Annotated in this window: 12 protein-coding genes; 11 read left to right on the top strand and 1 reads right to left on the bottom strand. The window is 55.6% G+C overall.

Features of this window, described 5'->3' with window-relative positions; translation table 11 throughout:
* Together IK012_RS10010 and IK012_RS10005 are read left to right on the top strand one after the other, a co-directional pair.
* The coding region (locus tag IK012_RS10010) for a thiamine pyrophosphate-dependent enzyme (RefSeq protein WP_290953886.1) at positions 1-1,396 on the top strand (1,396 nt) is incomplete at its 5' end.
* A 12-nt stretch (positions 1,397-1,408) separates the two neighbouring features.
* Positions 1,409-1,882, top strand: a complete 474-nt coding sequence (locus tag IK012_RS10005; protein ID WP_097036067.1) for a 2-oxoacid:acceptor oxidoreductase family protein — start codon at positions 1,409-1,411, stop codon at positions 1,880-1,882.
* Between the two features lie 193 nt (positions 1,883-2,075).
* On the opposite strand, the gene IK012_RS10000 is transcribed toward IK012_RS10005, so the two are convergent.
* Positions 2,076-3,089 (bottom strand): hypothetical protein, encoded by a 1,014-nt coding sequence (locus IK012_RS10000; RefSeq protein WP_290953883.1) that lies wholly within the window; start codon positions 3,087-3,089, stop codon positions 2,076-2,078.
* Positions 3,090-3,178: 89 nt separating this feature from the next.
* On the opposite strand from IK012_RS10000, the gene lptC reads away from it, so the two are divergent.
* The 9 genes from lptC to IK012_RS09955 form a co-directional block, all read left to right on the top strand.
* Positions 3,179-4,114, top strand: a complete 936-nt coding sequence (gene lptC, locus IK012_RS09995) for an LPS export ABC transporter periplasmic protein LptC (protein WP_290953880.1) — start codon at positions 3,179-3,181, stop codon at positions 4,112-4,114.
* Entirely contained in the window at positions 4,111-5,484 is a 1,374-nt protein-coding gene (locus tag IK012_RS09990) for a hypothetical protein (RefSeq protein ID WP_290953877.1), read from the top strand. The genes lptC and IK012_RS09990 overlap by 4 nt, the downstream gene beginning before the upstream one ends.
* Positions 5,481-6,218, top strand: a complete 738-nt coding sequence (gene lptB, locus IK012_RS09985; RefSeq protein ID WP_173380094.1) for an LPS export ABC transporter ATP-binding protein — start codon at positions 5,481-5,483, stop codon at positions 6,216-6,218. The genes IK012_RS09990 and lptB overlap by 4 nt, the downstream gene beginning before the upstream one ends.
* Positions 6,219-6,227: 9 nt before the next feature.
* Positions 6,228-7,940: an RNA polymerase factor sigma-54 gene (rpoN, locus tag IK012_RS09980; RefSeq protein WP_290953874.1), complete on the top strand. Its 1,713-nt coding sequence runs from the start codon at positions 6,228-6,230 to the stop codon at positions 7,938-7,940.
* Between the two features lie 186 nt (positions 7,941-8,126).
* Entirely contained in the window at positions 8,127-8,444 is a 318-nt protein-coding gene (gene raiA, locus IK012_RS09975) for a ribosome-associated translation inhibitor RaiA (RefSeq protein ID WP_173380096.1), read from the top strand.
* Positions 8,445-8,447: 3 nt separating this feature from the next.
* Positions 8,448-9,479, top strand: coding sequence for an HPr(Ser) kinase/phosphatase (gene hprK / locus IK012_RS09970; RefSeq protein WP_290953869.1), 1,032 nt, complete (start codon positions 8,448-8,450; stop codon positions 9,477-9,479).
* 28 nt (positions 9,480-9,507) lie between these two features.
* Entirely contained in the window at positions 9,508-10,425 is a 918-nt protein-coding gene (locus tag IK012_RS09965) for an MlaD family protein (protein WP_290953867.1), read from the top strand.
* 77 nt (positions 10,426-10,502) lie between these two features.
* Positions 10,503-10,976, top strand: coding sequence for a TraR/DksA C4-type zinc finger protein (locus IK012_RS09960; protein WP_088638631.1), 474 nt, complete (start codon positions 10,503-10,505; stop codon positions 10,974-10,976).
* A gap of 362 nt (positions 10,977-11,338) precedes the next feature.
* The coding region (locus IK012_RS09955) for a hypothetical protein (protein ID WP_290953862.1) at positions 11,339-11,605 on the top strand (267 nt) is incomplete at its 3' end.

The raw sequence follows: 11,605 nt of genomic DNA, 5'->3' as shown, positions 1-11,605 counted from the left end.
GCTCTACACCGCGACCTACACGGGCGTGGACGGTGCCATGGTGTGGATCGTTGCCGACGACCCGGGTCAGGGCAGTTCCCAGAACGAGCAGGATACCCGCAACCATGCGAAGGCATCCGTTTGCCCGATGTTCGAGCCCTCCAACTCCCAGGAAGCCTACGACTTCTTCCGCATTGCGGTGCAGACCAGCGAAAAGTTCAAGATTCCTGTAATACTCCGCATGACGACCCGCGTGGACCACTCCAAGTCCATCGTGGTCCCGAAGGAAGAACTCCCGGCCATGGTGCCGAACTTCGAGCGCAATATCGCCCAGCACGTGATGGTGCCCGGCTTCTCCAAGCCGGCTGGCCGCAAGCTCCGCGCCAAGATGGACGAGATGGAAGCCTGGAACGTGGCCGAAGGCCCGAACAAGGTGGAAATGCGCAGCGCCGACATGGGTATCATCACGAGCGGCATCAGCTACCACCACGTGCGTGAAGCCGCCCCCGAAGCGAGCATCCTCAAGCTCGGCATGACCTACCCGCTGCCGATGCAGCTCATCAAGGATTTCGCGAAGAAGTTCGAAGGCAAGCGCCTCCTGGTCATTGAAGAAAACGACCCGTGGCTCGCCGAGAACATCAAGGCCGCCGGTATCCAGTGCGAATCCAAGTTCGACCCGATTTTCCGCTTCGGCGAACTCGACGTGAACCGCGTGCGCCGTATTATCGCCGGCGACAAGAACCCGGATCCGGTCCCGGTCAAGGGCAAGCCGCCTATGCTTTGCCCGGGCTGCCCGCACCGCAGCTCGTTTGCCGTGCTCAAGGAACTCGACTGCATCGTTTCCGGTGACATCGGCTGCTACACGCTCGCCGCCCTCCCGCCCATCAGCGCCATGGACTACATGATCGACATGGGTGCCGCTATCGGCATGGGTATCGGCCTGCGTAACGTGCTCCCGCGCGAACAGGCCAAGAAGGTCGTCTCCGTGATCGGCGACTCCACCTTCGTGCACAGCGGCATCACCGGCCTCGTGGAAGCGGGCTACAACCGTCCCGACACCGGCCACGTGGTCATTATCCTCGACAACAGCATCACCGCCATGACGGGTCAGCAGGAACACCCGGGTACGGGCCGTCACCTCGACCATAGCCCGGCCTACAAGCTCGACTACGGCGCCATCGCGAAGACTGCCGGTTTCGACAACGTCTACGAAGTCAACCAGGTCAAGGAACCCGAAGAATTCAAGCGTCTCGTTAAGGAAGCGCTCGAGAAGGACGAGCTCACGCTCATCGTGGCGAAGAGCCCCTGCATCCTCGCTCTCAAGAGCATCCTCGCCTGGGACAAGGCCAACAAGGAAAAGGCGGAAAAGGCTCTCGCCGAGTCCGAAGCCGCCGCCAAGAAGAACGGCAACTTTTAAGGAGAAGTTTTTATGAGCGTAGTTAACGTGAAATTTGCCGGCCTCGGTGGCACAGGCGTTATCAAGGCGAGCGACGTGATGGCGGAACTCGTGTTCGAACAGGGTTACGACGTGAAGAAGGCCGAAGTGCACGGCATGAGCCAGCGCGGCGGTTCCATCGCTTCTGATGTTCGCTTTGCGAAGGGCGAAGAAGTCCAGTCCCCGATGATCCCGACGGGCGAAGCCGACTACTTGGTGGTATTCGACGAGACGCAGGTCGTGGTGAACGAGGCCTTCCTCAAGCAGGGCGGCGTGCTGCTGACTCCGGCTGACATCGACGTCTCCAAACTCGAAAACGTGAAGGCCCTGAACGTCGCGATGCTCGGCAAGCTGAGCAAGCACTTCGACTTCACTGTCGAACAGTGGACTGTCGCTTTGAACAAGCTCTTCGCCGAAAAGTTCCACGAAGGGAACAAGAAGGCGTTCATGCTTGGCCGCGAAGGCTAATCGCAGACTGTCATCCTATGGACCCTATCCCCTATCGCACCTTGTGCTCCAGGGTCCAGGGTGACAATGCTTGTGTGTCATCCTGGAGGGTTCGCAGAATCCAATAGGATTCAGTAAAGTCTTGTATTACTATGTTTCCCCGGTCACTGCGCCGGGAGCTTTTTTATACAGAACAATCGATGCCGATATGACATCACAACAACATCTCCCTGGGCTCATCAGTGCCGGGGTCGTCTTTTTTTACTTCCTTGCATTTCTTCTGGACTTCTTCTTCCGTAAGCGTCGTGAACGCTTCTCGTGCAGGCCATGCTTCGCGCATGAGTTTTTCTATGGCGATGGCTTTGTGGATGCCAGCTTCCGAAGAATTTTTTAGAACAAGTTCTTTGTGAGATTGGCTTTGAAAATTTTTCAATGAAACGATAATTGCGTCGTCGTATAAAAAAGAGTACGAATTTACCCAAGTATATTCGATTTCATAATCTTCGATATTTCTTTTCAATTCTTTCACGATAGGAATTTTTTTATCGTCTAGTTTTTTCCATTGGCTGGTGTCGCCGGCGTAATCGCTTCTTTTTAAGACAAAATCATCATAAATGGAATCGCCTCTATAGGCGAAGTCCTCACACATGCTGTATATGGTGCGGTATATGATTTTGGCATTCTGCTTGCGGAAAATTACTGTGCTGAATTCATTCCAGCTATTTCCGATAAATGAATATTCTATTTCGAATTCTGCATCTGGTGCGTTTTCAAGGTCTGCACTCTGCAGGGATGATTTGACAATTGAACCCCAAGGTTCTTTTGCTATATTCCACATGAAATGGGCCGTAATGAAGAAAGTCGATGCCGGAATCAACAAGACTAACAACCAATGGAAAACTTTCTTGAATTTGAAAAATTTGCTGCAAAAAAGACAAGCTATGTGAAGGAATATAACTAGGCTGAATGTAAGTATCGTTAAGTGAGGTATATTGCTGCTTGGCGGATTGAAGTTGACTGCTCCGCTTGTAAGGTAAATACAGGCTCCGATAAAAGAGCATAGAATTGTGGACCAAAGCGTAATCCACAAAAGTTTGAATTTAAGGTTCCGGTAAAATACCGCGCATAAAAAGCCCAAAAAACAAGGAACGCCAAAAATCAAGGAGGAAATAAAAAGGGATGAAGTAACTCTCAAGTCTCCAAAAATTTGTAGGAAGAAATTAATCATGGTATCAATATATGCATTTGTAGGCGAAAAATCCCCGAATTCCCCCAAATTACGCAATTCTTACCCTTTTTTATTTGTAATTTGTAAGCATGGCACGATTTTTGCAGTACATAATGGGAGGCGTGTTGTTCCGGGGTGTGCCCGGACCGCGTTCCGCTGTCGTGCTTTTGGCGCTGTGTGCGGCCCTGTTTGCCGGATGCGAAGAAATCGAGGAAGAGAAGCCCTGGATTCACGTGGAGCGCCCGCAGATGCTCTTTACCGATACGACGCTCCTCGACTGCTACGACAAGGACGTCCTTTCGTGGAAGCTCAAGACCGCGTATCTGGAACGCTGGTCCGACAAGGAAGTTGTTTTCATGCGTCCGGTGCTGGTGGACATTTACGATTCCGTCGGGGAGCGTGTCGCGTTCCTGCGAGCGGATTCCGGCCGCATGGACATGAAGTTCACTTATGTGTACGCCTACGGGCACGTGTATGCGCTGACCCCGAAGGGCGCCTCGGTGCGCGCGGATTCCCTGCTGTGGAACAAGCGCGACAACATGGTGCGTACCGACAGCTACGTGCGTGTCGTCTCCGAAGACGGCGACGTGCTGCAGGGCAAGGGGTTCGAGAGCGACGCCCATATGGACAACTGGCGCATCCTCTCGAACGTGACGGGTATATTCCAGGATGCGGCGAAGCGCATGAAGGAAGAAGACAAGAAGCAGGCGGAAGAGCTTGAGAAGAAGCCCGCGGAATCGTCTTCGTCGCAGCAGGCTTCCGCCCCGCAGGGACACCCTGCTCCGGTTGCCCATCCTGCGCCGGTTCCGCACAAGGCGCCCACGGCTAAACCTGCTCCGGCTGCGCCTGCGGCAAACAAGACTCCGGCAGCGAGTGCGTCTCCTGCCCCCGCGGCAAACGCCGTGAAATCTCCGGCGGCGAGCGGCACTGCGAATAACGCCGCGCAGTCTCCGAAAGACGCCCCGAAGGCGGCTCGGCAGGAACCCGCCTCTGATTCTCGCCCGCGTGCAAAGAGGCGCGAATGATGCGGCGCCGTCCATTTCCGCGACTGCTCGCGGTAGCTTTGGTGCTTGCGCTCGCATTTTCGGGCTCTGCCTTCGCGCAGTCGTCCCCGCTTATCATGAAGCATGCGGACAGCCTCGCCGTCGCCCGCAAGCGCGGCAACCTGCTGTTGCATGGCCGCGTTTTGTTCGTGCACGATAGCGTCCGGTTCCGTACGCAGCATGCCACCTGGAACAAGGATGCCGAAGTGGTGCAGTGCAGCGGCGGCTTCCTGTTCACGCACCCGAGCGGTTTCATCCAGGCCGAGAACGGCACCTACCGCAAAAAGCAGAACATCGCCATCGCGAACGGGAATGTGATCGCGGGCGATTCCGCGAATTCGTACAAGTTTACGGGCGACTATCTGGAATACGACCGCGAGAACGAAATATTGACGATGCCGCAGAAGCCCAAGCTGTTCCAGTACGAGAAGGTCAAGAACGGCGCCGTCGACACGACTACTATCGAGGCGCGGAAGATTATCTACAACAAGAAGTTCTCATTCGCCGAGGCGTACAAGGACGTGAAGGTGACGCAGAAAGACATGGTCGTTACCTGCGACACCGGCTATTTCGACCGCGGGAACGGATGGCTTTCGATGAAGGGCAACCCGACGTTCGACATGAAGAACTATCACCTCACGGGCGATTCCATCTTCCTCGTTATCGACGAGGCGAAGAAGACGCTCAAATCCGCGCTCGTGATAAGGAACGCACACGGCATCTCGAAGGAAGACCCGAAGAGGAACGCCCCGGGGAACGTGACGGAAGCTTTCGGCGATACGCTCTTCTGTGAATTCAAGGACAACAAGATCGAACGCCTGTACGTGAACCTGAACGCGAAGGGATTCTTCTACGAGACGGACCTTCCCAACTACAGGAACCTCATGGACGGTAACCGTCTCGACCTGTATTTCAACAAGGGCAAGATGGACCACGCCGTCGTCTCGGGCAAGGCGCAGAGCACGTATTTCTACGTGAAGAAGGACCGCACGGTCTCGGGCAAGAACGAGGCCGCGGGCGATACCATCAATATCGTTTTCGACCCGCTCAAGAATGCGGTCAAGACGCTTAGGCTGCTCGGGCGCAGCAACATGGCGAGCGGTCGCTATGTGGATCTTGAAAAGGAACAGCGCAACAAGGCCGCGAGGGAAAGGGCTCGCCAGGATTCGCTTGCGAAAGCGGGCGTAAAGACGGATGTTTCCGATTCGCTGGGCGGCGCAAGTCCGGACAAGAAAGAACTGGAAAGCGACGATGTCAGGGCTGTGACGTCTCAATTTTTCAAGAACCGAAAAAAACGTGCCCAGAAACGGGAGAACGAGGAAAAAGCCAAAACGGAGGAAAAGAAACCATGAAGAGTCTGGTAAGCACAATCCGTACAGATAAGCTGCGCAAGGTCTATGGCGGTCGCCAGGTGGTGAGCGACGTTTCCATCAGCGTGTCGCAGGGCGAAATCGTCGGGCTCCTCGGTCCCAACGGCGCGGGCAAGACGACTTCCTTCTATATGATTGTGGGCATGGTGCGCCCCGATTCGGGCCACATTTTCCTCGACGACATCGAGATGACGGACAAGCCCATGTACAGGCGCGCGCGCCTCGGTGTGGGCTACCTCCCGCAAGAGGCTTCCATCTTCCGCAAGCTCTCGGTTGAAGACAACATAATGGCCATCCTCGAGACGCAGGGACTCAAGCGTCGCGAGCGCAAGATGCGCCTGGAGCAGTTGCTCGAAGAATTCAAGATTACGCATATCCGCAAGACAAAATCCATGAGCTGCTCGGGCGGTGAACGCAGGCGCTTGGAAATCGCGCGTGCGCTTGCGAGCGACCCGTCGTTCCTCTTGCTCGACGAGCCTTTCGCGGGCATCGACCCGATTGCTGTGGCCGACATCCAGTCCATCATCTCGGGCCTCAAGGACCGCGGCATGGGCATCCTCATTACCGACCACAACGTGCGCGAGACGCTCTCGATTACCGACCGCGCCTACATCATGTACAAGAGCCAGGTGCTCACCGAAGGTTCCTCGGAATACCTCGCGAACGATCCCGAAGCTCGTCGCATTTACTTGGGTGACAGTTTCAGGCTGGACTAGGGGCGTCTTATGAACATGGGTATGCAACTGGGGCAGTCCCAGCGCCTGGAACAAAACATCTCGCCGCAGATGCTGCAGTCCGCAGCCATCTTGCAGAAGACGGCGCAGGAGCTGGAAACCGCCATCAACGAGGAACTCGCGGTGAACCCGCTTCTCGAACTCGAGGACGAATCTCCCGAAGAATCGCCCGTGGACGAGCGTACCGATGATACTGATTCCGATGACGATTCCATACGCGAAGTGGAGTTCGAGTCCGGCACGCTCGAAGATACCGCCGACCATGATTACGACATTCTGGAGAACACGACAAACTCCGACATGGATCGGAGACTTTCGGACGGCCTGTTCGATGACGACGCCCCGATAAAGGATTTGAACGCTCCTTCGAAGGATGCGGGAGACGATTGGGATCGCCCGCAGAAGGACCGCGACAAGAGTTTGCAGGACAACCTGCGCGACCAGCTGCGCGACTGGAACGGGACTCCGGTTCTGCTCCGCCAGCTCGAGGAAGCGGGCTGTACCGAGGCGCATTTCCGCACGCTGATCCAGTACCTCATCGACAGTCTCGACGAGAACGGCTACTTGCAGGCGGCACCCGACGACGTGATGATGAAGATGGCGTCGGACCCGGGCGAGGATCCGCTGGTGGTCGAGATCGAGCGCATCATCCGCTACGAGGTCGCCCTTGAGGACGCGAGCCTCCCTGTGGCCGAGGCGTTCCACGTGCTTCGCAGTTTTACGCCGAAGGGAATCGGTGCGCGCAACATGCAGGAATGTTTCCTCATCCAGGCGGAGGCAATCGATGCGTTCCCGCCGCTTACCCGAGAGATTCTCGAAAAGCATTTCGACGACCTCATCGAACTTAGGTACGGAAAAATCGCGAAGGCGATGGCGGTTTCTTCTGCGGCGGTGCAGCAGGCCGTGGCGGCGCTTTCCAGGCTCACTCCGCATCCGGGCAGGCAGCTCTCTTACGCCCCCACGCAGATAAAGCATGTCGACCTGAAGGTCGAAATCAAGAAGGGCCGCATCGAGGTCGAGTGCACGCAGGAATCCCGCAACAAGGTGCGCAGGCTGCGCGTGAACAAGTACTACACCGACATGCTGAGCAGCGGCGTGAAGCTCGACAAGGAGACGCGCGAGTATATCCAGAACAACAAGCGGAAGGCGGAAGAGTTCATCAACGCCGCGAACAACCGCTTCTCGACCATGGAGCAGGTGATGCGCGCCATCGTGAAGCGCCAGCCGGCGTTCTTCAAGAATGGGCCCTCGTTCCTCAAGCCCATGGTTCTGCAGGACATTGCGGACGAAGTAAAGCGCGACCTTTCTACGGTCAGCCGCGTCACCAACGGCAAGTACGTGGAGACTCCCTTCGGGATTTACGAGCTCAAGCAGTTCTTCACTTCGGGCGTGCGCCAGTCCGGCAAGCGCCCGGCCGCGGCTACGCCCGCGGTGTCCCCGCGCCCCGACGCTACTGCGGGTGCGGTTCCGGCCGCCAGCGTTCCCGAGGGTTTCGAAGGCGACGATGATGTCGTCGGCTCGGCCCGAATCCTCGAGGCGATAAGGAACCTCGTGGACGCCGAAGACAAGAAGAAGCCCCTCTCGGACCAGGCCATCGCCGACGCCCTTGCGGCGGAAGGCATCCAGGTGGCCCGCCGTACGGTGGCCAAGTACCGCGAGGAAAGGCTCAAGATTCTGCCCGCCCGCCAGCGCAAAACCCTCTGATTTTGCCCCCATCTTGCGTTTTTTTGCTAAAAAACCCCTTTTTGGGGGCTTTTTTATTCCAATTGGGATGATTTTATTCGAAAAAAACTTTTTTTCAATTGGTTTTTTCCGAAAAAAAGATGTATATACTCTTAATGCGAGGCGAAATGCCCGCTAAATGCCATCTTAATTATACGGAGGTATCATATGGATATTCAGTTTTCTGCTCGCCACTTTAATGCATCTGCCGGTCTCCAGGACCGTATTCAGGAAGAAATGGACAAATTGGCAAAGTTCTACCCGAACATCACTAACGCCTCCGTAATCCTTGACCACGAAGTCGAACACCAGCGCCACTGCGAAATCAGCGTGAACATCACCGGTTCCGTGGTCGTCGCCTCTGCCGACGAGGACAACATGGGTAAGGCGGTCGATGTCGCCCTGGAACGCGTGAAGGTGCAGCTCAAGAAGGCCAACGAAAAGCAGAATGACCATCGCGCACAGCCTATTTCCAACCTGACATAAGCCGTGTCCGAATCCAGATTGAAAGATATCAAGATCCTGCATCGGGAGAAGCTCCCGGTGCGGGACTTTTTTGGTCACTACGGCAAGGATTTGCAGCTCGCGTTGCACACCCCCGAAGAGGACCTCGACACGAATATCGCCGAAAGCGGTATCCACCGTCCGGGCCTTGCCATGGCGGGCTACACCAAGGTGTACAGCTTCAAGCAGATTCAGGTCGTGGGCCATACGGAATGGAACTACCTCGAAAGCCTCGGGCCCGAGGGCCGCAAGAAGGTCTTCGATTCGCTTTCCGGATTCCGCGCCCCGATGTGGGTGGTGACGCATGCCCAGATGCCGCATGCCGAACTCAAGGAGATGTGCGAGAAGCTGCATATCCCGCTGTTCTCGACGACGCTCCATACCTACGAGTTCAACAAGATTGCGCAGAGGATTCTCGAGGAGTTCTTCGCGCCGCATTCCATTATCCACGGGAGCCTCGTGGACGTCTACGGTATCGGTATGCTCTTCGTGGGCGACAGTAACGTGGGCAAGTCCGAATGCGTGCTCGACCTCGTTGAAAGCGGCCACCGCATGGTTGCGGACGACGTCGTCCACATCAGCCACGTGGGGAACGCCATCATCGGGCGCCCCGACCCGCTTATCCGCCACCACATGGAAATCCGCGGCGTGGGCATTCTCGACATCCGCTCGATGTTCGGTATCCACGCCATCCGCAAGGTGAAGAAGATCGAAGTCATCGTGGAACTTCAGCCCTGGCAGCGCGACGTGCGTTACGAGCGTACCGGCCTCAACGAGCTCGAGGAAGTCGTCATGGGGGTGCGAATCCCGAAGATTGTCATTCCCGTGGCGCCCGGCAAGAACCTCACGGTGATTCTCGAAGTGATCGCGATGAACGCCCTCATGAAGATGAACGGCCAGAACGTGGCGCGCGACTTCAACGAGGGGCTCATGAAGAAAATCAAGGCGAAGGCGAAGGGCGAGTACAGCGACGACCTGCTTGAAATGGATATCGAGCACTGGTCGCTATATGAGTAGACTGCGCTAAATACTATCTTTCCCGGCGATGTACCAGTTAAAGAACCTCATAAAGAACAACTTTTTCCCCTTTATCGTGTTCATGATATTGGTCGTGGGATGCTGTCTCGGATGGTACTTCTTCCACCCGTCGAGCCCCTACCATGCGCGCTACAAGTTCGTGGTGAGCTACCAGACCATAGGTACGCTTTCGCCCGGGAACCGCGTCATTGTGCGCGGGATCGAGCAGGGCAAGATCCTGGCGGTCGAGCTTACGGACGACGCCGTGTTCGTCACGGTGGAGGTCCTTGCCGAAGCGAAGATCTCGAGGCATTCGCAGTTCAGGCTCATCAACGCGGGCCTCATGGGCGAGCGCGAGATGTGCGTCCTTACCGCGGAAGACCAGGACTGGATCGCGGACGGCGATACGGTATTCGGGTCGTTCGACGACGGGCTTTCGGGCGTGAGCGAGATGCTTGTCAAGGCGCTCGGTGACCTCGACGAGATGAAGGGCACGCTGGTCGCCTTGAAGGACTCTGTCACCATAGGTTCTTCGGGCAAGCGGATTGACCGAATCGGGAAAAAGGGCCGGAGGATAGTGAACGCCGCCAGTTCGCTCGCTTCGGATGTGCGTGAACAGGCTCTGGCGGTGGTCGACAAGGGCGAGGCGACGCTCGAGAAGGCGCGTTCCGGTATCAACGATGCCGCCGCGCACGGTGCCCTGACCGTCGAGAAGGCCTCCGCGCTGCTTGCGCGCGTGGATTCCCTGGTCGCGGGGGTGCAGGAGCTGAAGGTCGATGCGGATTCCCTGGTTTTGCGCTTGGATTCCGGCGACAATACCATCGGGCTGATCGCTTCGGGCCGCGGAAAGCTCACCGGAAAGCTCGAAAAACTCGCAAATGACATCGATGCCCTCACCCAGGACGTCAAGAAGAGCGGGTTGCGCTTAAATATTGATATTTTCTAAAAAAAAGTTAACCTTTTTTCTTAAAAAAAAGATAATTTCCTATGACGTGTTAAACCGACTCTACAAAGGAGTGTGCCATGAGTGAGAAAAAACCCGCGAAAATGAGCGATGCTGACTTGAAGTTTTTCGAGGAGATGCTTGTCGAGAAGCGTCGGCAGCTGGTGACAGCGCAGAGCGAATCGGAAAGGGCTAACGCATTCCAGGGACAGAAGAGCCAGTCTGGCGACGGTGGCGATTCTGACAGCGCCGACTCCGCTACGGATTACAACACGCTTGAAACGACTTTCTCGCTTGCCGCCCGCGAAGGCAAGTATCTTGTGTACCTGGAAGAGGCGCTCCAGCGCATCCGCAACGGTACGTTCGGCATATGCAAGGTTTGCAAGCAGCTTATCCCGAAGGCGCGCCTGATGGCCGTGCCGACCGCGACCAAGTGCGTGAACTGCAAGGAAGAAACCAAGAAGAAAGAACAGGAAAACAACCGCATGGAAATGGCTCGCCTCTTCGCCGAAGCGCAGCGCAAGGAGATGCAGAAGAGGGCCGCTGGCCGCTAATGCACATGAGCGCCGCTGGAAGGTAACGCCTGCGTTGCCATCCCGGACTCGTTCCATTGTCACGCCGAAGCCCTATAGGGGCAAGAGCGTCCACTAGCATACTGGTTATCTTCGCTGAATTAAAATGTTATCCCCGCTTCCGAGCGGGGATTTTTCGTATTTTGCGTTTACACAGGCTCGCAGGGCAATGTCATAGGCGTTTTTTTGAAATTGCCGAAAAATACAGACTAAATGGGGTGGATACGTGCGTTAGGTCTGTATAAACGCCAAAAAGAGCTCTTTGCGGCTCGTGAACTTATTCATATTGACTGACAAACTAAAATAATGTAATTTTCTTAAAAAGGGTTAGCCAAGGAGACGTTTTGAAACGATTGCTTTTATATAGCCTTGTTGCAGTTCTTTCGCCTTTAAATTACGCATTTTCGTTTGATTTTCCGTATTCCGAATGGAATCTTGCAAACTATAATGGTGCCTACGCAACTTTTAATGACGGATTTATTTCTGTCGTCAACGGCGGCTCTGATTATTGGCATGTTCAACTGACCCGTAAAAATATTGACTTGCTGGCCGACAAAACTTACGAAGTCAAGTTCTATTTGCAAGGTGTAAGCGCTCGCCGTAATGTGGAG

It is taken from the genome of Fibrobacter sp. (assembly GCF_017551775.1).
Classification (GTDB): domain Bacteria; phylum Fibrobacterota; class Fibrobacteria; order Fibrobacterales; family Fibrobacteraceae; genus Fibrobacter.
Note: the sequence above shows the minus strand (reverse complement) of the source record. Positions and strands in the feature narration are given on the sequence as shown.